The sequence below is a fragment of the Micromonospora sp. NBC_00330 genome, from assembly GCF_036136635.1.
Taxonomy (GTDB): Bacteria; Actinomycetota; Actinomycetes; order Mycobacteriales; family Micromonosporaceae; genus Micromonospora; species Micromonospora salmantinae.
In genome coordinates this window covers 2117846-2140320 of the sequence record NZ_CP108012.1, presented here as the reverse complement: position 1 = coordinate 2140320, position 22475 = coordinate 2117846, and the positions used below count along the sequence as shown (strand labels likewise).

Annotated in this window: 19 protein-coding genes and 1 pseudogene; 9 read left to right on the top strand and 11 right to left on the bottom strand. The window is 72.0% G+C overall.

Annotated features, from left to right (window positions below):
* Positions 1-8 precede the first annotated feature (8 nt).
* The 7 genes from uxaC (at position 9) to OG598_RS09335 (ending at position 9291) form a co-directional block, all read left to right on the top strand.
* Complete coding sequence (gene uxaC, locus OG598_RS09365) at positions 9-1442, top strand: glucuronate isomerase (protein ID WP_328654042.1); 1434 nt, start codon at positions 9-11, stop codon at positions 1440-1442.
* A complete protein-coding gene (locus tag OG598_RS09360; protein WP_328654041.1) occupies positions 1439-2743 on the top strand; it encodes an enolase C-terminal domain-like protein in 1305 nt (434 codons plus the stop codon). The genes uxaC and OG598_RS09360 overlap by 4 nt, the downstream gene beginning before the upstream one ends.
* Positions 2734-4227, top strand: coding sequence for a mannitol dehydrogenase family protein (locus OG598_RS09355; RefSeq protein ID WP_328654040.1), 1494 nt, complete (start codon positions 2734-2736; stop codon positions 4225-4227). Before OG598_RS09360 ends, OG598_RS09355 begins: the two co-directional genes overlap by 10 nt.
* 25 nt (positions 4228-4252) lie before the next feature.
* The gene (locus OG598_RS09350; protein WP_328654039.1) at positions 4253-5431 is read left to right on the top strand and encodes a Gfo/Idh/MocA family protein; all 1179 of its coding nucleotides are present in this window, start codon (positions 4253-4255) and stop codon (positions 5429-5431) included.
* Positions 5432-5483: 52 nt separating this feature from the next.
* Positions 5484-6839, top strand: a complete 1356-nt coding sequence (locus tag OG598_RS09345; RefSeq protein WP_328654038.1) for a pectate lyase family protein — start codon at positions 5484-5486, stop codon at positions 6837-6839.
* An 82-nt stretch (positions 6840-6921) separates the two neighbouring features.
* The gene (locus OG598_RS09340) at positions 6922-7647 is read left to right on the top strand and encodes an HD domain-containing protein (protein ID WP_328654037.1); all 726 of its coding nucleotides are present in this window, start codon (positions 6922-6924) and stop codon (positions 7645-7647) included.
* A 150-nt stretch (positions 7648-7797) separates the two neighbouring features.
* Positions 7798-9291, top strand: coding sequence for an FAD-binding oxidoreductase (locus OG598_RS09335; protein ID WP_328654036.1), 1494 nt, complete (start codon positions 7798-7800; stop codon positions 9289-9291).
* An 82-nt stretch (positions 9292-9373) separates the two neighbouring features.
* On the opposite strand, the gene OG598_RS09330 is transcribed toward OG598_RS09335, so the two are convergent.
* Entirely contained in the window at positions 9374-9739 is a 366-nt protein-coding gene (locus OG598_RS09330) for a barstar family protein (RefSeq protein ID WP_328654035.1), read from the bottom strand.
* A 122-nt stretch (positions 9740-9861) separates the two neighbouring features.
* Complete coding sequence (locus OG598_RS09325; protein WP_328654034.1) at positions 9862-10311, bottom strand: ribonuclease domain-containing protein; 450 nt, start codon at positions 10309-10311, stop codon at positions 9862-9864.
* A 245-nt stretch (positions 10312-10556) separates the two neighbouring features.
* Here OG598_RS09325 and OG598_RS09320 point away from each other — a divergent pair, with 245 nt between their 5' ends.
* Positions 10557-11378: a hypothetical protein gene (locus OG598_RS09320; protein WP_328654033.1), complete on the top strand. Its 822-nt coding sequence runs from the start codon at positions 10557-10559 to the stop codon at positions 11376-11378.
* 38 nt (positions 11379-11416) lie between these two features.
* On the opposite strand, the gene OG598_RS09315 is transcribed toward OG598_RS09320, so the two are convergent.
* The 9 genes and pseudogenes from OG598_RS09315 to OG598_RS09275 all read right to left on the bottom strand — a co-directional run.
* Entirely contained in the window at positions 11417-12367 is a 951-nt protein-coding gene (locus tag OG598_RS09315) for a DUF559 domain-containing protein (protein WP_328654032.1), read from the bottom strand.
* 227 nt (positions 12368-12594) lie between these two features.
* The gene (locus OG598_RS09310) at positions 12595-12852 is read right to left on the bottom strand and encodes a hypothetical protein (protein WP_210821414.1); all 258 of its coding nucleotides are present in this window, start codon (positions 12850-12852) and stop codon (positions 12595-12597) included.
* 258 nt (positions 12853-13110) lie between these two features.
* On the bottom strand, positions 13111-13680 hold the full coding sequence (locus OG598_RS09305; RefSeq protein WP_328654031.1) for a peroxidase: 570 nt from the start codon (positions 13678-13680) through the stop codon (positions 13111-13113).
* Positions 13681-13886: 206 nt separating this feature from the next.
* A complete protein-coding gene (locus OG598_RS09300) occupies positions 13887-16976 on the bottom strand; it encodes an NACHT domain-containing protein (RefSeq protein WP_328654030.1) in 3090 nt (1029 codons plus the stop codon).
* Between the two features lie 55 nt (positions 16977-17031).
* The gene (locus tag OG598_RS09295; RefSeq protein ID WP_328654029.1) at positions 17032-17604 is read right to left on the bottom strand and encodes a hypothetical protein; all 573 of its coding nucleotides are present in this window, start codon (positions 17602-17604) and stop codon (positions 17032-17034) included.
* Positions 17605-17656: 52 nt separating this feature from the next.
* Positions 17657-17926 carry a DUF559 domain-containing protein gene (locus tag OG598_RS09290; RefSeq protein WP_328654028.1) on the bottom strand — a complete coding sequence of 90 codons (270 nt, stop codon included), beginning with the start codon at positions 17924-17926 and terminating at the stop codon, positions 17657-17659.
* A 352-nt stretch (positions 17927-18278) separates the two neighbouring features.
* Positions 18279-18596, bottom strand: a complete 318-nt coding sequence (locus tag OG598_RS09285; RefSeq protein ID WP_328654027.1) for a hypothetical protein — start codon at positions 18594-18596, stop codon at positions 18279-18281.
* Positions 18597-18794: 198 nt separating this feature from the next.
* Complete coding sequence (locus OG598_RS09280) at positions 18795-20420, bottom strand: ABC transporter permease (RefSeq protein WP_328654026.1); 1626 nt, start codon at positions 20418-20420, stop codon at positions 18795-18797.
* Positions 20421-20518: 98 nt separating this feature from the next.
* Positions 20519-21433: pseudogene (locus OG598_RS09275) on the bottom strand (ABC transporter ATP-binding protein); the annotation flags it as partial.
* 109 nt (positions 21434-21542) lie between these two features.
* Here OG598_RS09275 and OG598_RS09270 point away from each other — a divergent pair.
* Complete coding sequence (locus tag OG598_RS09270; protein WP_328654025.1) at positions 21543-22472, top strand: TetR family transcriptional regulator; 930 nt, start codon at positions 21543-21545, stop codon at positions 22470-22472.
* Positions 22473-22475 lie beyond the last annotated feature (3 nt).

The window sequence follows — 22475 nt, the reverse complement described above, 5'->3', positions numbered from 1 at the left end:
CCCACTCCGTGCCCACGTTCGACCACACCGACCTGCTCCTGCCGCCCGAGCCGGGCCAGCGCGCGCTGGCCCGGGAGCTGTACGCCCTGGCGGCGGAGCAGCCCATCATCTCGCCGCACGGGCACGTCGACCCGGCCCTGCTCGCCGAGGACCGCCCCTTCCCGGACCCGGCGCAGTTGCTCATCGTGCCCGACCACTACCTGACCCGGATGCTGCTCAGTCAGGGCGTACCCCCTGCGGATCTGGGGGTGCCCACCCGCGACGGCAGCCCGGTGGAGACCGACGGCCGGGTGATCTGGCGACGCTTCGCCGCGCACTGGCACCTGTTCCGGGGCACCCCGTCGCGGCTATGGCTGGAGCAGACCTTCCGCACCGTGTTCGGGGTGCACACCCCGCTTCGCCCGAGCACCGCCGACGCCCTCTACGACGAGATCGCGGCCCGGCTCGCCGAGCCGGACTTCCGGCCCCGGGCGCTGTTCGAGCGGTTCAACATCGAGGTCCTCGCGACCACCGAGTCGCCGCTGGACGACCTCGCGCAGCACGCCAAGCTGGCCGCCGACGGGTGGGGCGGGCCGGGCGGCCGGGTGGTCACCACGTTCCGCCCGGACGACGTGGTGGACATGGAGTTCGAGGGCTGGTCGACGAACGTGGACCGGCTCGGCGATCGGGCCGGCGAGGACACCGGCACGTACACCGGCTACCTGGCGGCGCTGCGGGCCCGACGCGCCGCGTTCATCGCCGCCGGCGCCACCTCCTCCGACCACGGCCACCCCACCGCGCGCACCCTGGACCTGACCCCGGCCGAGGCCGAGCGGCTCTACGACCGGGGCCGGCGCGGCGAGGCCGACGCCGACGACGCGGAGGCGTTCCGGGCGCACATGCTCGTGGAGTTCGCCCGGATGTCGCTCGACGACGGCCTGGTCATGCAGCTGCACCCCGGCGCGGTGCGCAATCACAACCGGTGGTTGCACGCCCGGCACGGCCGCGACGTCGGCGGCGACATCCCGCAGGCCACCGAGTACGTGCACGCGCTCGCCCCGCTGCTGGAGCGCTACGGCAACGACCCCCGGCTGCGCCTGGTGCTCTACACCCTCGACGAGGACACCTTCACCCGCGAGTTGGCGCCCCTCGCGGGCGGGTACGCCGCGCTGCTGCTCGGCGCGCCCTGGTGGTTCCTGGACTCCCCTGAGGTGCTGCGCCGGTTCCGGGAGACGGTGACCGAGAGCGCCGGCTTCTACAACACCACCGGGTTCGTCGACGACACTCGGGCGTTCTGTTCCATCCCGGTACGCCACGACGTGGCCCGCCGGGTGGACGCCGGCTTCCTGGCCCGGCTCGTCGCCGAGCACCGGCTGCCGATGGACGAGGCCGCCGAGACCATCGTGGACCTGGCGTACCGGCTGCCCAAGCGGGTCTTCAACTTCGGAGGACACCAGCAATGACCGTCACCATCACCTCCGTCGAGGTGCACGACGTGCGGTTCCCCACCGCCGCCCGGGGCGACGGCTCCGACGCGATCAACCGGGGTGACTACTCGGCGACGTACGTGGAGCTGGGCACCGACGCCGGCCCGACCGGCGCCGGGTTCACCTTCACCAACGGTCGGGGCAACGAGATCACCTGCGCGGCGGTGCGCGCCCTGGCGCACCACGTCCAGGGCCGCACCATCGAGGAGATCACTGCCGAGCCGGTGGCGTTCTGGCGCTCGCTCAGCGCCGATGTGCAGCTGCGTTGGCTGGGCCCGGAGAAGGGCGTCATCCACATGGCGACCGGCGCGCTGGTCAACGCGGTGTGGGACCTGCGGGCCACAGTGGCCGGCAAGCCGATGTGGCGTTTCCTCGCCGATCTGCCCACCGACGACCTCGTGGCCAGCGTCGACTTCCGGCACATCACCGACGCGCTCACCCCGGACGAGGCGGCCGCCATCCTCGACAAGGGACGTGACGGGCTGGCCGACCGGTTGGCCACAGTCGACCGTGACGGTTTCCCGTCGTACACCACCTCGGTCGGGTGGCTCGGCTACCCCGACGACAAGGTGCGGGCGCTGACCCGGCAGGCGTACGCCGACGGCTGGCGGGCGATGAAGATGAAGGTCGGCGGCCCGCTCGCCGACGATCTGCGGCGGGCCCGGATCATCCGGGAGGAGATCGGCCCGGACGCGCTGTTGATGATGGACGCCAACCAGGTCTGGGACGTCGACGAGGCGATCACCGCGATGGCGGCGCTGACCGAGGTGGACCCGTACTGGATCGAGGAGCCCACCCACGCCGACGACATCCTCGGGCACGCCCGGATCGCCCGCGCGGTGACCGAGTTGAGCGCCGGACGGTGCCGGGTGGCCACCGGGGAGGTGGCCGCCAACCGAGTGATCTTCAAACAGCTGCTCCAGGCCGAGGCGATCGGGGTGATGCAGGTCGACGCCTGCCGGGTCGGCGGCGTCAACGAGGTCCTGGCCGAGCTGCTGCTGGCGGCGAAGTTCGGCGTGCCGGTCTGCCCGCACGCCGGCGGCGTGGGCCTCTGCGAGTACGTCCAGCACCTGGCGATCTTCGACTACCTGAGGGTGGGCACCGGTCTGGACGGTCGGATGATCGAGTACGTCGACCATCTGCACGAACACTTCGTCGATCCGGTGCGGACCCGCGGTGGCCGCTACCTGCTGCCCGAGCGGCCCGGTTACAGCGCCACCATGAAGCCCGCGTCGATCGCCGAGTTCCGCTTCCCGGACGGTCCGGCATGGCGGTGACCGTCGGGGCCTCCCGGCTCGGCCTGGGCATGCTGCGCCGGTTGCCCGCCGAGGCCCGCCCGCTGATCCGGCCGGGCACCGTGCCGACCGGCGTCGTACACCTGGGGTTGGGCGCGTTCCATCGCGCCCACCAGGCCGTCTTCACCGAGGCGGCGGTCGGCGCGGCCGGCGGTGACTGGGGCATCGTGGCCGTCGCCCCGCGCAGCACCGCAGTGGTCGAGGCGATCGCCGCGCAGGACAACCTGTTCAGCGTCAGCGCCCTCTCCGCGGCCGGCAGCTCCACCCGGGTGGTGGGCGCCCTCAGCGGTGTCCGGCACGCGCCCAGCGACCCGGACGCCGTGGTGGCGTTGCTCGCCGACCCGGCGGTGCGCGTGGTGACCCTGACCGTCACCGAGAAGGCGTACCAACTCGACCCGGTGACCGGCCGCCTGTCCCCGGACTCGGCGCTCGCCGCGGACCTGGCCGGCGGCGGAGCGCCGACCACGGTGCCGGGGCTGCTGCTGCGCGGGCTGGCCGCCCGGGCCGCAGCGGACGCCGGGCCGGTGGCCCTGGTGAGCTGCGACAATCTGCCGGCCAACGGTCGACGACTGCGCGGCATGCTCGACCAGGCGGTCGGCCGGGCCGGCGGGGTGCCCGCCGGGCTGGTCGAGTGGGTGGCCGGCAACGTCACCTGCCCGGGCACCATGGTGGACCGGATCGTGCCGGCCAGCACCCCGGAGACGATCGAGGCGGCCCGGCGGGCGCTCGGCGTGACCGACCTGGCCGCGGTGGCCGCCGAGCCGTACGCGCAGTGGGTGATCGAGGACGACTTCCCCGGCGGTCGGCCCGGCTGGGAGTTCGCCGGGGCGGTGCTGACCGACGACGCCGGCCCGTGGGAGCGGTTGAAGCTGCGCGCCCTCAACGGGGTGCACTCCGCCATCGCGTACCTCGGAGCGTTGGCCGGTCGGGAGACGATCGCCGACGCGCTGGAGATCCCGCACCTGCGTGACGTGCTGCGCCGGCTGATCGCCGAGGACGTGGCGGCCAGCTTCACCCCACCGGACGGGGTGTTGGTGGTCGACTACGGCGAGCAGGCCCTCGCCCGGTTCGGTAACCCGGCGATCCACCACCGCACCCTCCAGGTGGCGATCGACGGCTCCCAGAAGCTGCCGCAGCGCGTCCTGCACACCATCGCCGACCTGCGCGCGACCGGGCGGTCCGCGCGCTGGGGCGCGCTGGTCGTGGCGTCCTGGTTGCGCTTCGCGCTGGGGTACGCCGACGACGGCCGGTCGTTGCCGTTCCAGGACCCCCTGGCCGGGCCGATCCGGGCCGCGCTGGACGCCGGGGCGCAGAGCCCGGCGGGCGCTGTCGACGCGGTCTTCGCGCTGCGCGACGTCATCCCGATCGAGGTGGCCGAGGACGACGAAGTCCGCGCCGACGTGATCGCCTGGCTGACCGCGTTGGAGCGGCACGGCGTCGAGGCCACCCTGGCCGGTGCCCGGTGACCGGGTCCACCCGGACCGGCCGGCGGTGAGCGGGGCAACCCCGCCGCCCCGGGTGGCGGTGATCGGGGCCAACGGGCACGGTCGCTGGCACCGGCGGGTGATCGCGCCCCTGCACGACGCCGGTCGGTTGCGGTTGGTCGCCCTGGTCGACGTCCGACCGGTGGAGGACGACCCGGCCGCCCCGGTGCCGCCCGGGGTGGCGGTGTTCACTGACCACCGGGCGATGCTCGCCGCCACCCGACCGGAGGTGGTGGTGATCTGCACGCCGCCGCACACCCACCTGGCGATCGCCCGTGACGCCCTGGCCACCGGCGCGGACCTGCTGCTGGAGAAGCCGCCGGTGCTGTCGTTGGCCGAGCACGAGGAGCTGACCTGGGCCCTCACCGCCGCCGGTCGGGTGGCCCAGGTCGGTTTCCAGGCGCTCGGCTCGGCGGCCCTCACCGCGCTGACCGACGCGCTGGCCGCCGGCCGGTTGGGCACTGTCACCGGCATCTCCACCATCGCCGCCTGGCAACGGCCGGACGCCTACTACGCCCGCTCCCCCTGGGCCGGTCGACGGAGTGTGGACGGCCGGCCGGTGCTGGACGGCGCGCTCGTCAACCCGCTCGCGCACGCGGTGATGCAGTGCCTGGCGATCGCCGAGGCGCTCGCCGGGGCAACGCCGTGGCCGGTCGCGATCGAGGTGGAGCGCTACCGGGTCCGTCCGATCGAGGTGGAGGACACCGCCGTGTTGCGGGTCCGGTTCCGCGCCGGGCCGCCGGTGCTGGTGGCGGTGACCCTGGCCGCCGAGGAGTTCGTGGCGGGCGAGGTGGTGGTGACCGGTACGGCGGGGCAGGCGGTGCTGGAGTACCCGACCGACCGGCTGCGTCTGCCCGGGGACGTGGTGACCCGCCGGGTGCCGGGGCGGCTGGGGCTGCTGGAGAACCTGCTCGCCCACCGGGTCGACCCGGTGGGCGTGCCACTGATCGCACCGCTGGCCCGTACCGCGCCGTTCACCGCGCTGCTGGACGCGTTGCGGCCCGCGCCGGAGCCCCGGCTGCTCGACGGCGAGCTGGTGACCATCCTCGGCGAGGGCGGGGAGCGGGTCCGGCACCTGCGGGGCGTCGTCGACGTGTTGCGCCGGGCGGCCGAGCGGGGGGCGCTGCCGAGTGAGCTGGGGGTGCCGTGGGCGTCCGGCGCGTACCGCGCCGAGCTGGCCGGATAGCGGCAGACACCACCTGGGACGGACCACCACCACAAACGAACGGAGTGAGTCGATGCGCAGAATCCTCGGCGGCGCCACAGTGGTCGCCCTTCTCCTCGGCGCCGCGCCGGCCGCCGCCGCTGCCCGTCCGGACGTCCCGTCCGCCGACCGGCTCTCCTGGTTGGCCGACCACCTGGGCCGGCAGACGCTGCCCGAGCGGGACGGTTGGGCGGCCGACGGCCCCGGCACCACCGGCGGCTCGACGGCCACCCCCGAGCGGACCCGGGTGGTCCACGACCGGGCGGAGCTGGTCGCCGCGCTGGGCGGCGACAATGCCGGCAACGCCGCCGACGCCACCCCGAAGCTCATCTACGTCGACGGCGCCATCGACGGCTTCGAAGGGCCCGGCGGCACGCCGCTGAGCTGCGCCGACCTGGCCGACCCGGCCTACCGGTTGGACGCCTACCTGGCCGCGTACGACCCGGCGGTGTGGGGACGGGTGCCACCGAGCGGGCCGCTGGAGGAGGCTCGGGTGCGCTCGGTGACCAATCAGACCCGGCAGACCCAGATCAACGTCGGGCCGAACACCACCATCGTCGGGCTGCGCGGCGCTCGACTGACCGGGCTCACCCTCATGATCGACCGGGCGACGAACGTCATCGTCCGCAATCTGACCCTCGTCGACGCACGGGACTGCTTCCCCGCCTGGTCTCCGACCGACGGTGAGGCAGGCAACTGGAACAGCCAGTATGACCAGATCTCGGTACGCCGCAGCGAGAACGTCTGGGTCGACCACAACACCTTCACCGACGGCGACAACCCGGACAGCGCCCAGCCGGTGTACTTCGGTCGGCCGTACCAGGTGCACGACGGATCGCTGGACGTCACACACACCGCCAGCCTGGTCACCGCCTCCTGGAACCGCTTCACGGGTCGGGACAAGCTGCTGTTGATCGGCTCGTCCAACACCGTCGGCCCGGACGTGGGCCGGCTGCGGGTCACTCTGCACCACAACCTCTTCGACGGCGTCCTACAACGGCTGCCCCGGGTGCGTTTCGGTCAGGTCGACGTCTACAACAACCACTACCGACTCGGCGGGGACGACTTCCAGTACGCGCTCGGCGTCGGTGTCCAGTCGGCGATCTACGCGCAGAACAACTTCTTCACACTGGATGCGGCGGTCGACCCGGCGGACCTGCTCTACGACTGGGGCGGCACCGCGGTGACCGAGCGAGGCTCCTGGGTCCGCCAGGGCGGCGGGGCGGCCCGACCGGTCGACCTGCTGGCGGCGTACAACGCGACTCATGACCCCGACCTGGCCGCGGACGCGGGCTGGACGCCCACCCTGCGCCGCGACCCCGTCCTGCCGGCGCCGCTGGTCCCCCTCCTGGTGGGCCCGCTCGCCGGCGCCGACCGGCTGCCGATCTGACGGCTCGGCACGCCCGCAACTCGCGGTCGGGTCGGCGACGTACGGGCTCATCGATGTGGGGAAGATCGGCTATAAGTGACGCATGGACTTCCCGCCGCACCTGGGCAGCATGCCGATGCACGCGATCACCGAGATCCACGGCGAACCGGGCCTGCTGGAACGTTTCCGGTTGGAGGTCCAGCAGTTCGACGACGCCGCCCGGGCGCGGTTGACCGCCGCGCTCGACCTCGCCGCCGAACTGCACCGCGACGATCGACGCGTCCGCGAGCCGTACCTGAACCACCTGCTGCGGGTGGCGATCAGGCTGATGCACCACTACCAGGTGCGGGACGTGGACGTGATCGTCGCCGGTCTGCTGCACGACGCGGTGGAGGACCATCCGGTCGAGCTGGCCGGCGGCGACCCCGGCACCGACCCGACCGGGGCCGCGCTGGCCGGGCTCGCCGCGCGGTTCGGACCACGGGTGGCCACCCTGGTCGCCGCGGTCACCAACCCGGTGTACGACCCCGAGCGGGACCGCAACGCGCAGTACCGGGAGCATCTGGCGGTCAGCCTGGACCGGGAGCCCTGGGCCCGGGTGATCAAGGTGTCGGACTTCACCGACAACGGAGTGGGCGTGATCCACACGGTCGGGCCGAAGGTGATCTCGTCGGCCCGGAAGTACCGGCCGCTGGTGCCGCTGTTCCGGGACCTGATCGGCCGGCCGGACACCCCGTTGTCGCCAGCGGTGAAGCGGCACATCTTCGGCCAGCTGGACCTTGCCGAGGAGCGGTTCAGCGCCATCCTGGACCAGCCCGCCCCGCACTGACCCGTTTCCAAATCACCCGACCGGGTTCCGTGACAAGTTCTCAGATCTGCGAGGAAGCCCCGGGCCTTACGGTTGGTTTGCGCCAGATGAGAGGAAATGCCCCTCTCGGTTCATTTTTCGGGCGTGTCACCAATCGAGAGGATTCGGACCATGCGCGACCTTTCCCGTCGTGATCTGCTCAGGGCGACGGCCGTCGGCGCCGGAGCGGTCGCTATCCCGAGCGTGATCACCGGCAGCTCGGCCATCGCGGCCGACGGTCCCGGGTGGCCCTCCGACACGAAGTTCCCGCCGGCGCAGCTGACCGGCCGGATCGTCCGCCCGCAGAGCCCCAACTACGCGGAGGCCAGCCTCGGCTGGGACGAGCTGTTCGTGCACTATCCGCTGGTCATCGTCTTCGCTCAGGAGACCCAGGACGTGGTCAACGCGCTCACCTGGGCGCGACAGCACAACGTCGCGCTGCGGGTACGCAGTGGTCGGCACAACCTGGAAGGCTGGTCGAACGTCGACAACGGCATCGTGATCGACGTCAGCGAGCTGAAGGACGTCCACATCGACACCGCCACCCGCACGGCAAAGGTCGGCGCGGGGCTCACCCAGTCGGAGGCGGTGACCGCCCTCGGGGAGCACGACCTCGCGGCGACGACGGGCACGGAGGGGACAGTGGGCCTTTCCGGCGCCACCCTCGGCGGCGGCCTCGGTTTCTTCACCCGCTACCTCGGGATGGCCTGCGACAACCTGATCGGCGCGGAGATCGTCGTGGCGGCGGGCGCCGACGGGGCGAGAGTGCTCCAGGTCGACCCGTGGAACTACTCGGATCTTCTCTGGGCGCTGCGCGGAGCGGGCAACGGCAACTTCGGGATCGTCACCTCCCTGACCTACAAGGTCGCTCCGGTCACCAGCGTCGCATATTTGCAGGTGACCTGGCCCGGTCTCGACGACCTGCACGAGGTCTTCGACACCTGGCAGCGCGTCGCACCCTTCACCGACCCGCGTCTCGGCAGCCAGATCGAGGTCCACCCGACCGAGATCCTGTTCTTCGCGGTGCTGGCGGACGGATCCGAGGCGGAGGCCAGGGAGTTGCTGGCGCCGATCCTGTCGATCGGCAACCCCACTGTCACTGTGCAGACCGGCAACTGGGGCGACGTCTACGCCGGCTTCCAGACCCCGAACGAGGACGACCCGGCGAACTGGAAGTTCTTCTCCCAGTTCACCCGCGAGCCGTTCCCGGAGGAGGCGGTCAGCATCGTCCGTGAGTTCATGGAGAAGGCGCCCTCACCCGACAGCAACTTCTTCACCCAGGCCTTCGGCCGGGGAGCGCAACGACAGGAGCCCTTCGGCGGCTCGGCGTTCCCGCACCGCGACGCGCTCTTCTACTCGGAGCCCGGCGCGGGCTGGGGCAAACGCGGCGAACCCGACAGCGACGATGCCATCACCCCGATCGCCCAGACCTGGATCGCCGAGTTCAGCCAGGCGCTGCGGCCCTACGTGGACGGCGCCTACGTGAACGTGCCGAACATCGGCATGGCCGAGTGGGAGAAGGCCTACTGGGGGCACAACTTCCCCCGGCTGCGCAAGATCAAGGCGAAGTACGACCCGCACAACGTCTTCCAGTACGAGCAGAGCATACCGCCCGCGACGCACTGACCGGATGCCCGGCGGTGCGGGGTGACAGCGACCCGCACCGCCGGGCCACCAACCTCGCGCCCGGGACGGATCGAATCACCGGTCAGGACGGCGCGGTCTCGTTGAGGACGACACGCAGCGGGTGCGGGGCGCTGGTGGCGAGGTCGCCGAGCACGGCGAGCAGCAGACCGTGCTGATCGGACGGCTCGTCGACGAGCAATTGGCCGGCGTCGGTGATCAACACTGTGAGCGGGCCGGCATCGAGCCGGTCCCGGAGCACGTCGGAGAGGGCGTCCCAGGTCTCCCCCAGGTACGCCGGCAGGGCCAGCACAGCGGCGAGCGCGGCGAAGAACCCGGCCCTGGTCCGCGTCGTCGCTCCGGCCAACACCACAGCGCCGGGCACGTCGAGGTCGCCGTCGTGGCAGACGATCAGCCAATCGGGCACCCGACCCGCGTGCTCGTCGACCATCACGTTCCTCCTGATCTGACCGCTACGGCATCTGACCGGCACGGCATCTGACCGGGCGACATCCGACCGGGACGACGCCGTAGTGGGGCCGACCGGCCGAGGCCGGCCGGCCCCCAGGTCGGTCAGAGCCGGTAGAAGTCGGTGTAGTGGTTGGGCGAGAACCAGGTGACCCCGGTGCTGCGGTTCACCACGATCCGGTACGCGTCCCGGGCGGCGCCCTGGGTGCGCGGGTAGACGTCGTACTCGTGGTAGGTGGCGTTGGTGGGCAGTTGACCCTCGTAGTTGTAGAACTGGCCGCCGGCGAAGTTGGACTTCCCGCCGCTCCAGGAATACCAGCCGCGGCTGGTCGGGAACCCCTTGGCGGACCAGCCCGAACGGGCGGTGCGGGCGTCCTCGCAGCGGCTCATGGTGCAGGAGCTGTAGACCGACGCGAAGGCCGGGTCGGTCAACCGGGGGGAGACCACGGACGGGCCGACCAGCGCGGCGGCGACCATGGCGAGGAGCAGGGCGAGGGTGGTGGTACGCCGGCGGATCGCGCCGAGCGTGGTCAGCGGGGACACGAGGGTGGACACAGGCTGCCTCCAGACCATCCAGTCGATCGATCCGCATGATTGTCGGACCGGACCCAGTCTCACCGCTGCCGGTCGACGACAACACCCCTCGGCACCCCAACTGCTCCACAATGCTCGGTTAATCCCGAATGATCATCAGTCTGGTTGGTGTCGATATGCCGTCCGCTCGGTGACGGCGTGGCGGCGGGCATATCGGTCACCGGTTGTTAGCGTGAAACGCGGATCCGTGACAGTGGAGGGGTGCCATGACGGACGCCCCCGACGGGAGGCCGAGGCCCGCGGACCAGTGGCGACACCGGGGCGTACGCGGGCTGACCATCGCCCGCGACGCCGGTGTGCGCGGCTGGCGGTGGTGGGCGCGTAGCTGGGATCGGCTGGTCGCCGCACTCCAGGACGAGGCGCCGGTCGGCTCCGCCGCCGCGCCGTCGCCGTCCGGTCCACTCGTCGAACAACGCGACGCACCCCGGCTGATCGCTGTCCCCGCACGCGGCTACGTGTACTCGTTCTACATCCGCGCCACGTTCGCCTGGTCGTCACCGGCGAGCCTGCGGTCCGAGGTGCTGAGCTGGTACGTGCAGTACTTCCAACCGAACGCGGTCCAGCGGCTGACCCGGCTGGCTGCCGACGCCGCCCGGGACCTGCCCCCACACCGGGCCGGAGACCTGGAGGTGGCGTTGCAGCAGGCGCTCGCCGAGGACCCCCTGTGGCACTACCAACGGGGCGACATCACGCTCACCTGCCGCCCCGACGCCGCCGTACGACTCGACGAACGGATCCTGCCGGCACTCCAGCCGCACGTCGACCGCCTGGTCAAGCTGGAATACCAGTTCGACGAGCAGATCCGAAAGGCCCGGTACGCGGAGGAGCTCAGCCGCCAGTGGGCCACGATCCTGGCTGATCACGCGGACGACCACGACCTGGCCGACGCCCGCGACCACATGCTCACCGCGCAGCGAGAAGCAGCGAGATGGATCGCCGAACTCCTCCACCGCCACGCCAACCCCTCAAGCGACCCGACCGCCCGGGTCCCCCCACAAGCTTCTTCACGATCACTTGATGGCGAGTAGTTGTTTGGGGCTGTCGAGAACTACTCAGCATCAAGTGATCATGGGCGGCCGTGACGGTTGGCGAGGATGGCCAGAGTCTCCTGGCGGACCTCGGCCGGATCCGTGGTGAGGCGACGGTGGCTGAAGCGGACGACGAGGATGCCGACGGTGGCGAGCAGGGCGTCGCGGCGGAGGTCGATTTCCCGTTCGGCCGGATCGCCATGGCTGGTCGCGCCGTCCAGCTCGATGTTGACCCGTTCCGCCTCGGCGAACATGTCGAGGTAGATCGTCCGGGAACCGACCCGTACCCGCGCCTGCCGGGTGAACCTCGGCATTCCCGGGCCGGTGAAGACGTGGTCGTGCCCCCAGACCTCCAAGGGGCTGCGGCACCCGGCGGCGAGGCGATCCACCAACCCGCGCACCGCCGCGCGGTCGGTCAACCTCGGCACCTCGGCCAGAACGGCGGCGAGGCGCTGCGGCGTGGTCAGGCGGTCGTTGACCGCGCGGATGAGCAGGCTGGATCGGTCGACCGACGGCAACAGGGGCCAACAGTCCACCAGGGTCCGATCAAGCCGAGTAACCGGCAACCCGCGCCGCATCACCACGTGCGGTGGCTCAATCACTAAGCCCGGCCGGTGCCGCACCATGAGATGCGGCGAACTTCTCATGCCCGCTTCGGTGGGCAGGTCGATATGCACCGGCTCACCCGGCGGCTGACGCCGTACGCCCCACACGTCGAGCGCGCTCAGTCGACCGAGCGCCCCGCGCCCTCCCGCGTACGCCAGCGCGGCGCGACGAGCCAGCTCCGGTTCGATCCGCGCGAGAGGTGGCAGATCAGCATGGGCATCCCGGACGAGCGCTGTATCGACGTAGACCTCCGGCAGGACCCGGACCACTCGACCGGCCCGGCACGCGCCCTGGAGTGTCCACGGCGGCGCCACACGGAGCACGTCCCGTCGGGTAGCCAGGCCACCGCCTCGGTCGAGCAGGGATTGCAAGCGTGCGTCCACCGGCCCACCCTGCCGTCGAGCGTCGCCCTCGCGGGGGTTGCTGTGGACAGCAGAAGCACCTGTGGACGACGGCCCGAGTCCTACCCAGCTGTGGTACGCGCCGCTGAGCGCCGCACGCCGACGGACCAGCTGGGCAGCCACCTACCCATGGCGAAAGGCCACCGCAGGTCTGGTCGACCCGGCGGCGGCCAATCGGGTCTGAGAGCGCCCGTCCGAGCGGGTAAGCGCTAGGAGGTGAAGCTCCAGAGGAAGTAGAAGCCGGGGGCGTTGGGGCCGTACTGGCGGTACTCGCAGTAGTACCGACTCCAGAGGCCGGTCCGAACACCCTCACTGCCGTAGCTGTTGCAGAACTGACCGTCGGAGTAGACGTTGCGCAGCGTGCCGCCCGGCGGATCCGCCGCAGCCGGAGCGGCGCTGAACCCCACCAATCCGCCCAGCGCCAGCGCCACCGCCGTCACCAGGGTCGCCCATCTGCGTCCACGCATGAAGCCTCCTCGCATCACTGTCCACAGTGCAAAGCGGCGCCACGCTGAGCCGAGACCAGGACATCGAAGTTCGTAAAAGTAGAGGCTTGCATGGCCACGTGCGGTTCGGCTCCTGACAACGGGCGGCGCTACCGCGACGATCCGCCACCGATCTCCGTCGAATGGACATCCGCCCCGAACAAGCGTCAGCCGCCCTGCTGAACGGGGGCGTCAGGACGGACACCCTGGGACAGCCCGGTCGGTGTGTTCTCTCTGGGTCTAACCGCCGAAGCTCAACGCCCGCCGCAGGTCCACGTCCAGGCTCTCGTTGTACTGCGAATCAGGCTCAGCCCCGGCAGCGCTGAGGACGGTGCTGAAAAAACATCTGGCGCCAACGGCGAGGATCACGCCGAAGACGTCCGCGTCATCGAGACCGTGGCCGCGCAGGCCCGCGACGTCGGCTTCGGTGACGGAGTTCGCATCGGCCGCGACCTTTCCGGCGAAGTTGACGACTGCGACCTCCTGCGCGGAGAGACCGGCGCTGCCGTGGTCCGACGCGATGGCGGCAACGGTCGGCGCGTCGAAGAACTTGTCGCGGAGGACCTTTCCATGTGCCAGGCCGCAGTAGGACGACTTCAGGGCCCGGGCAGCGGCGAGGGTCGCCAACTCATAGCGGCGCAGCTCCATCCCGGCCTTCACCGCACCGTTGAGCTGCTGCCATGCCAGGTACGCCGCCGGGCTGTGGGCGAACAACCTGGTGTAGTTGGGTAGGTAACCCATCGCCTTCGTGTCCGTATCGAACATCCGCTCGGTGTCCGGCGACTGCTCTGCCTGCTGCAAGAAACTCATCCGACTCCTCCCATGCTTGACCCGGGACGGTACGCCGTTGGGACTGCGGACGCTGTCGGGAAATCAGCCGTGCACGGGGGCCTCGGTGGTGACCCGGATCAGCAACTCGGAGATGTCCGGTGACTTGACCGTTTCGGGCGCATCAATGCGATCCGCCTCCCACGATGGATCCCAGCGCTGGTCTCCCCGTCCAGGCCCGGTACCCGTCAGCCGTCGTGCCACATGGGGGCGCTGCGGTTGACGGTCTGCACGACGATGGCGGGCTCGGCGAGGATGGTGACCAGCCGTCGGGACGCCGCGACCGCGAGCGGGCCCAACGTCTGGTGCTCGATCACGGCGTGGCACAGCTGGAGTCCCAGCTCGGCCAGCTCGCGTCGGCCTAGCTCGATCCGCCGTGGGTGCTCTCGGCGCCCTGTCAGCACCGCCCGGATACGGCGGCGCAGCTCGGCCCGTTCGTCGGTGTTGCGTCGCATCACCTCGACCGACCAGCGCCATGCCTCGGCGAGAAGCAACAGGTCGACCCGGTCGGGTGGTTGATCGGCGAGGAGTAGTTCCTGATGGCAGACAACCAGTGCCGTGGCGGGTTCACTGTCGTGCACGAGTAGCCCGGCGAGCAGGCCGGCGCCGATGGGCGCCGGCTCCCCGACGTCCTGACTGGCAGCCGTACGCAGCAGGTCCAGGCGGGCGCGCGCGGCTTCGTTGTCCCCATTGACGTGGTGCAGGACGGCCAGGAACTCCCGCGCTCCAGGCGCCGCCGGGCGGGTCGCGGACGCAGGCTCCGGCGTGACGGCGATGGCCCCGTGGCTCAGCTCCTCGGCCGCGACGATCAGCTGTGCCACCGGTGCGTCGTCGGCGATCAGGCGGGCGATCCGCTGCCGCTGCACCGCCAACGGCGTCGGCTCGCCGGGTGGTGGGACAAGTGCCAGCAGGCTCGCCAGCCGGGTCCACTCCCCCGCAGCCGCCCCGGCCAGCAGCGCCCGGCGCAGCGCCGCCACGGTGAGGTCGTCGGCGTGCCCGATGCTCGCGGCCCGTGCCTGCGTGACGTCGGCGAAGACGCCAAACGCCTCCGGCCAGTAGCCGGCGCGGGCAAGTTCGACACCCAGCTCCTCGCGCAGCCGGCTGCCCCGTCGCGCGCTCACCGACCCTCCGGCGAGTCGGCTCTGCAGGCGACCGTGCCGGAACCGGTACGCTCCCGCGCCGTCGCGCAGCAGACCGACGGTCTCGGCGTACGCGAGGAAGGCGAGCAGTCGGTGGGGCGTACGGCCACGGACGGCGAGGGCGGCACGGGTGAGGGCGAAGCGCATCCACGCCCCGCCACCGCGCCGGTGCAGCCACCAGCCCAGCCCGAGCCCCGCCCCGGCCCAGACCAGCGCCGGCAGCGGCGGTACGGCGGGCAGCGCCCCGGTGAGACGCAGCGCCGCGACGACGATGAGCACCCGGAGGACGCCGCTGGCGGCGCTGGCCAGCGCGGAGGCGACGCTGGCGGCACGGTCGGCTTCGACGGTCTCGACCACGCTGGTCGCCCCAAGTTCGGGAGCGGGTGCGGCGACGTCCACCCGCAGTCCGGCCCGGACCGCTCCGTACGCCCAGCTCACCAGACCGACCGCGACGGCGGCCCGGACCGGATCTGACCACGGTGGCAGTCCCGGCACGCGGTCCAGCAGCGCGAGCAGTTGCGGGGTGGGCGCAAAGGCCGTGAGGAAGCCGAACGTGAACAGTGCCAGGAAGGCCCCGCCGAACAACCCACTGAGCAGCCCGTCGCGGAACGCTCGGAGTCCGCCGACGAACGCCACCCGGCGGGGTCGTTCTTGACCGGCCCGACCAGAGCCGCGGACCAACGCCACGACAGAGGCCAGCAGGAAGGCCGTGATCGTCAGGGCGTCCGTCTCGTGGACCAGGTCGTCGAGGAGACGCCGGGTCGGTGGGTGGGTCACCAGCTCCGCCGTCGCCGTGAGGGCGTCCGCGGAGAGGGTCAGCGCCAGCCACACCGCCACCGCGGTACGCGCACCGGCGACGAGCGCCCAGAACGGGCCGGGCTGCGCGTTCGCCAACTGCCACCAGCGGAACTCCCGGACGTCGAGCGACTCCAGGTGCGCCGCGAGGAAGGCCAGGTAGCGCCGGGCGGTCTTGGGTTCCCAGCGCCGTAGGCCCTGGGAACCGCGGCGCGACCGCAACGCGGCGTCGACGGCCCTGGTCAGCAGGTCGTCCTCGACGGAGCGCCGACCCCGCTCGCTAGCCAACGGCACGAGGTCCCGGGGGTCGGTGCCAGGCTGGTCGAAGGCGCTGCGGGCCATCGCCACCATCAGCGGGGTGGAGAGGGCGGCGGTCAACTGCGGGGCGTCCCCGAGTGTGGTGGCGACGGCGGTCCAGTTCTCGACCTGATGTAGCGGAGCCGCGTCCACCAGGTAGTCGGCGACCTCGGCGGGCGACGGCGGTTCGAGCATCACCACGGCGGCACCGCGGAGCTTCTCTCCCTGGGTCAGGTAGCGCTCGTACACCGAGGTCCGGCAGGTGAGGACGAAACGCTGGGTCGGCAGTGCGTTGAGCTCGTCGAGGCAGGTGATCAGCCGGTCCTCGGGCACCTCGTCCAGTCCGTCGAGGACGGGCACCACCAGGCCGGTCTCGACGAGGTCGCGCAGCACGGCGTCCCGGCGCGGGTGACCGGCCGCGAGCTGCGGGTAGCGCCGGGCGAGCCGATCGACCAGCCAGTCGTGGAAGCCCTCCCGATCGGGATCCCAGGAGTCGGCGGGGACCAACGCCGGTACGGGCGTGTCCGGCTCGCGGTGCACGGGCAACTCTCGCGCCATCCGCAGCGCGAGGATCGACTTACCAGAGCCGGCCGGTCCCAGCAACAACAGCCGACCAGAGGGTACGCGCCGGTAGCAGCTCCACAGTGTCCCGTCGCCCCCGGCGAGGTCCACCGGGACGGGTGCGCTGGATCGGCCAATGGCCCGCCAGGAGGGGAGGAACCGGTCGGGAGCGGTGCGCCACCGGACCGGCAGCGGGTACGGCTCGTCGACGGTACGCAACAGCGTCTCGTCAGTCGGGTCGCGTCGGATCAGCTCCACGAGTTCGTCGGCGGCGGCGCGCCGGTGGGCGGCGGCCTCGGCGAGACCCGCCGTTCCGGTGCGGAAGAGCTGATCCAGCAGGACGTAGACGGCGATGACCCCGGCGACGACGCCCCAGGTCCAGTTGACCTTCTCGAAGTCGTACCGTAGCCACACCCATGCCGTGCCGCCCGCCGCCAGCGCGGCCACGACGCCCAGCGATCCCCACTCCCACCCGCGACGCCGCACCGCACGATTGTGGTCGACCCGCGCCCGCCAGGACACCCCTCCGGCACCGTCGCGCTCAGTTGGCGGGCACCTCCGGCGTGGCGGTGGACCGGTCGACCAACGCCTGCCGCAGCGCCGCGGACTGCTCCACCGACCCCCCGCGTACCCCGAGACTGCGCCGGGCCGCCCGGTAGTAACCGTCGCGGGCCTCGTCGACGCGGGTCAGCAGCTCCGCCACGTCCGATGGCGGCTCGACGATTCCCCGGGCGAGCCGTTCGACCTGCCAGACCGCGTCCCGCCAGCTGGCGGCGGCGGCGACAGTCGGCTCGTCGCCGAGCAGGAGCAGGTTCTCCCAGACGATGGTGCGCCGGGCGTCCGCCTCAGCCAGCCGGACCAGCCCCTCCTCGCGGTCGATGGGGTGGCTTCGCGATCCCGGCCGGTGGTCGGCCGTGAGTCGCAGCGCCACCGCGTGACTCTCCTTGAGGGCGTGCGCGTAGTCGACGTACGCGTCGAGCCGCCTCTCGTCCCAGCGGACGCTCTGGCTTCGCCGCCATCGGGCGCGGTCGGCGAGGGAGGTGGCGAGGATCGTGCCCACGGTGCCAACCAGGACGCCGAGGAGCGCCGGAAGTTGCGTCAGAAGGTCGTTCACCCGCCCGAGGCTGCCAGCCCCGGGCAACCCTCGTCCGCCCCGACCCGTCGCGTCAGGTTCGGCGGGTCGCCAAGATGGCGAGGGTTTCCCGGCGTACTTCGTCGACGTCGTGCACGAGGCGGCGGTGGGCGAAGCGGACGACCAGGATCCCGACGGTAGCCAGTAGGGCGTCACGGCGCAGGTCGATCTCCCGCTGGCCTGGGCTGCCGTGGGTGGTGGCCCCGTCGAGTTCGATGTTGACCCGTTCCCCCTCGGCGAACATGTCGAGGTACACCATGCGGCGCCCGACCCGGACCGGCACCTGTCGGCGGAACGCCGGCATCCCGGGACCGGCGAAGACGTGCTCGTGTCCCAGATTTCGAGTGGGCTGCGGCAGCCATCGGCAAGCTTCGTCAGCAGGTGCCGGAGCGCCGCCCGGTCGATCAGCTTCGGCGCCCGCTCCAGGGCTGCCGACAGCCGTTCGGGTGTGGTCAGCCAGTCGTTGACCGCTCGGATCACCAACGCTCGCCGGTCGGCAGGCGGCACCGTCGGCCACGAGTCGACGAGGGCCTGTTCGAGGCGGGTGACCGTCAGGCCCTGCCGGACCATCACCTGCGGCGGCTCGATGCTCAGGCCCTGGCGTCGGTGCACGATCACCCCGGGCCGGGTGCGCAGGCTCGCGCTCGCCGGCGCGCTCAGGTGCACGAGGTCACCAACACCTCGGGGTGCAATCCCCACACAGCGAGCGCGCTGAGATGACTGAGCGCGCCGTGGCCGCCGGCCCAGGCGAGAGCCGCCCGCCGACTCATGGCCGGGTCGAGTCGACTCAGAACCGGAGCGCCGGGCCGGCCAAGGACGAGGTGCGCCGCCACGAACACCTCGGGCAGCGCCCTTACCAACTCGCCGTTACGGCAAGCCTGCTGAAGCGTCCACGACGGCACCACCTGCCTGGCCGTCCCGAGCGTCACCAGCCCACCGCCAAGGTCCACGAGTTCCCGAAGCACCGAGTTCACGCACGGAACCTGGAGCCTTACCTCAGCCCTCCGCAACCGCAGCAGCCGGCCCTCTGTGGACACCCGCCGACCTGTGCACAACGCCCGACCGTAACCAACACGTGCTAGTTCAGGTGATCGGTGGCAGCTCAGCAGGGCCGGCGTCGGCGTGTCGAGTTGCTGAGCTGCCTGCGATCATCGGGACGCCCGAGCCGCGGCTCAGGACGGGACGTCGCGGTGGCGGAAGGCGGCCACGCCGACGGCAAGCAGGGCCGCGGCCACCGCCGCCAGCACCACCAGGGGAAGCGCTGCCGGGTCGACGGCGGGCACGGCCGGCACATGGGTGTACGGCGAGACGTTGAGCGCGGCCTGCGGCAACTCCAACACCGCGCCGAGCTGCCCGAGGAGCAGGAAGACCAGCAGCGCCGTCCAGGACAGCACCACCGACCAGCGGGGCAGCAGCCCGAAGATCGCGGTCACCACACCGGCGATCACGAGCAGGGCGGGCAGGCGCAGCAGCGCGGCACCACCCAGCTCGACGGCCTGGCCGAGCGGGTCTCCGATGACGATGCCGTAGCCGAGGCCGGTGGTCACGCCGGCGAGGAGCAGCAGGGCGACCGCGCCGAATGTCGCGGCGAGCACCTGGGTGCCGAGCCAGCGGGTACGGCTGACCGCCGTGGCGAGGGCGGCCTCCAGCACCCCGTCGGCTTCGTCGCCGCGTACGCGGAGCAGGGCCTGCACGACGTACGCGCCAATGGTCAGGGCGAAGAGGCCGAGCATCGCGGCCAGGTACGCGTTGATCAGGTCGGCTCCGCCACCCATCGCGTTGATCGCTTCGGCGGCGGCCGGATTCGCGTCGATCATGTCGTCGAACTCGTCGGCGGCGACGCCCATGGAGAGGCCGAGCACTGCCACGCCGACCGCCCAGCCGAGCAGCGTGCCGCGCTGCATCCGCCAGGCCAACCCGGCGGGGCTGAGCAGCCGTGGCGCGCCGGTGGCCGGGCCGCGTCGGGGGGCGATCAGCCCGGCGCCCTGGTCGCGTCGCTCGGCGAGGGCGTACGCCAGCGCCACCCCGGCGAACAGCAGCGCGACGGGCAGGGCGAGCACCCACCAGCGTTCACCGTCGAAGGCTCGTACCTGGTTGCCCCAGCCGAGCGGGGAGATCCACGACGGCCAGGCGCTGCGCACGCGGGTGCCGTCGGCGCTCTGTTCGCCGAGGACGTCTCCGGCGGCGCGCAGCACGAAGGACAGCCCGACGGTGGCGGCGGCGAGCGCGTTGGCGCCGCGCGAGGTGACGGAGAGCTGGGCGGTGACCGCGGCGATCGCGGTGAAGGCGACCCCGACGCCGCCGATCGCTGCCGCTGCCGCGACGGAGCCGGCGAGCGGCAGACCGGCGCCGACCAGCGCGACCGCGAGCAGCACGGCGGCCAGTGTGTTCGCCGCGACGATGACGAGCAGCGCGGCGGTGAGCGGCGCGTACCGGCCGACCACGTTGGCGCCGAGCAGTTCGGCCCGGCCGGTCTCCTCGTTCTGGCGGGTGTGCCGGGTCACCGCGAAGGTGCTCAGCAGCGCGACGATCAGGGCCAGCGTCACGTATGTCTCGGCGACGACCACGGCGCCGAGGTCGGTGCCGTGGATGGGGCCGTTGAAGGCGCGGGCGACCAGACTGGACGCTGAGGTGGTGGCGTAGCCCAGCCGGGTCTCCTGGTCCGGGTAGATGCCGGCGACGCTGCCGGCGAGGGCGTAGCCGAGCAGTGGCGTGCCGAGGATCCAGATGGCGAGGCGGATGCGGTCGCGGCGCAGCACGAGCCGGGCCAGCCGGGTCGTGCCGGTGAGGGCGCTCACCGGGCACCGCCCTGCGGGGCGTCAGCCTGCACATCGGCGTCCGAGGAGCCGGCGGCGGGACCGCCCGCGACAGCAGCGGCGGGACCGCCCGTGACAGCAGCAGCGGCGGGACCGCCCGTGACAGCAGCAGCGGGATCGTCGCCGTAGTGGCGCAGGAAGAGCTGCTCCAGGGTGGGTGGTGTGCTGGTCAGCGCCCGGACGCCGAAGCGGATGAGCTGGCCGAGCAGCTCGTCGAGGTGGGCGGGCTCGACCTCCAGGTGGGTGCGGCCGTCGACCTCGTGCACGTCGTGCACGCCGGGCAGCGCGTCCAGGCCGGTGACCGGGCGGGCGGTCTCGACGGTCACCGCCGTGCGGGTGAGGTGGCGCAGCTGGGTGAGGGTGCCGGATTCGACGGTGCGGCCCTCGCGGATGATGCTGACCCGGTCGCACAGCGCCTCGACCTCGGCGAGCACGTGGCTGGAGAGCAGCACTGTGGCGCCGGCCTGCTTGACCCGCCGGACCTCGTCCTGGAACACCGCCTCCATGAGGGGGTCGAGGCCGGAGGTCGGCTCATCGAGCACGTACAGCTCCACCGGGGAGGAGAAGGCGGCGACGATGGCGACCTTCTGCCGGTTGCCCTTGGAGTAGGTGCGGCAACGGCGGGTCGGGTCCAGGTCGAAGCGGTGCAGCAGCTCGTCGCGGCGACGCCGGTCGAGGCCACCGCGTAGTTGACCGAGCAGGTCGATGGCTTCACCGCCGGTGAGGTTGGGCCAGAGGCTGACGTCGCCCGGCACGTACGCCAGGCGGCGGTGCAGGCGGACAGCGTCGCGCCACGGGTCGGCGCCGAGCACCTGGGCGTCGCCCGAGTCGCGGCGGAGCAGCCCGAGCAGGATCCGGATGGTGGTGGACTTTCCGGAGCCGTTGGGCCCGAGGAAGCCGTGCACCTCCCCCTGCTCGACGTGCAGGTCCAACCCGTCGAGTGCCCGGATGGCGCCGAACGTCTTGACCAGGTTGCCGATCGAGATGACGGGCATGGCCCCTCCTGCCGTTGGCTACGTCGACCGACACCACTGTACTGACCAACGGTCAGCCGAATCAACGGTGATCGTGCCCACCGGTCAGGACGTCGCTAGGCTGGCCGGCATGACCGCCGATCCCGCGGACGACACCCGCACCCGGATCCTGCGCGCCGCGCTCGACCTGTTCGCCGAACACGGCTACCAGCGCACCTCGCTGCGCCAGATCGGCGAGCGGCTGCGGCTCACCAAGACCGCGATCCTGTACCACTTTCCGGCCAAGGAGCATCTGCTCGCCGCCCTGGTCGAGCCGTTGGTGGCGGACCTGGAGGCGCTGCTCGACTCGGCGCAGACACAGCCGACCGAGCGAGCCCGGTGGACGGTGCTGGAGGGCTGGCTGGACGTCATGCTCGCCCACCGCCGGCCGCTCGGCATGCTCTTCCACGACATCGCGCTGATCGGCCGGGGCGACACGTACCACCGCCTGATGGAGGTCGCGATGCGGGCCAACGACCTCATCGCCGGACCGAACGCGGGGCGCCGCGAGCGGGTACTCGCGGTCCAGGCGGTGGGCGCGTGCAGCGATCCGGTCGTCTTCTTCACCGATGTGTCCGACGAGGTGCTGCGCGCCGACATGCTCGACGGCGCACGCCGACTGTTGGCCCCGCTGCCCGCGGACCCCGCGGCCGCGCCACGCACGGACGCCTCGGCCGGGCCACATGCCGACGCCGCAGTCGGGCCGCGCGCCGACGCCGCAGCGAGGCCGCGCACGGACGCCGCCGGGCCGCACATGGACGCCGCAGCCGGGCCACACGCAGACGCCGCCGGGCCGGACGCGGACGCGACAGTGGGGAGCGCGATCCCGGCGACGCCAGCGGGCGCTGCCGGCGGGGCGGCGAGCCGACGTCGGCGGCCGGGACGGCCGCCCGCGCTGGGCCGGGAGCAGGTCGAGGCGGCCCGCCGCATGCACGCGGCCGGCACCCACTCGGTGGACGCCATCGCCGCCGCGCTGGGTGTCTCGCGGGCCACCGTCTACCGCCACCTGACCACGTCATAACGA

Excerpts from the sequence above, each read along its gene's own strand:
- OG598_RS09270 (WP_328654025.1), top strand. The coding sequence starts at position 21,543 with ATGACCGCCGATCCCGCGGACGACACCCGCACCCGGATCCTGCGCGCC.
- OG598_RS09335 (WP_328654036.1), top strand. The coding sequence starts at position 7,798 with ATGCGCGACCTTTCCCGTCGTGATCTGCTCAGGGCGACGGCCGTCGGC.
- OG598_RS09330 (WP_328654035.1), bottom strand. The coding sequence starts at position 9,739 with ATGGTCGACGAGCACGCGGGTCGGGTGCCCGATTGGCTGATCGTCTGC.
- OG598_RS09305 (WP_328654031.1), bottom strand. The coding sequence starts at position 13,680 with ATGAGTTTCTTGCAGCAGGCAGAGCAGTCGCCGGACACCGAGCGGATG.
- OG598_RS09310 (WP_210821414.1), bottom strand. The coding sequence starts at position 12,852 with ATGCGTGGACGCAGATGGGCGACCCTGGTGACGGCGGTGGCGCTGGCG.
- OG598_RS09360 (WP_328654041.1), top strand. The coding sequence starts at position 1,439 with ATGACCGTCACCATCACCTCCGTCGAGGTGCACGACGTGCGGTTCCCC.
- OG598_RS09290 (WP_328654028.1), bottom strand. The coding sequence starts at position 17,926 with ATGCCGGCGTTCCGCCGACAGGTGCCGGTCCGGGTCGGGCGCCGCATG.
- OG598_RS09355 (WP_328654040.1), top strand. The coding sequence starts at position 2,734 with ATGGCGGTGACCGTCGGGGCCTCCCGGCTCGGCCTGGGCATGCTGCGC.
- OG598_RS09340 (WP_328654037.1), top strand. The coding sequence starts at position 6,922 with ATGGACTTCCCGCCGCACCTGGGCAGCATGCCGATGCACGCGATCACC.
- OG598_RS09345 (WP_328654038.1), top strand. The coding sequence starts at position 5,484 with ATGCGCAGAATCCTCGGCGGCGCCACAGTGGTCGCCCTTCTCCTCGGC.
- OG598_RS09320 (WP_328654033.1), top strand. The coding sequence starts at position 10,557 with ATGACGGACGCCCCCGACGGGAGGCCGAGGCCCGCGGACCAGTGGCGA.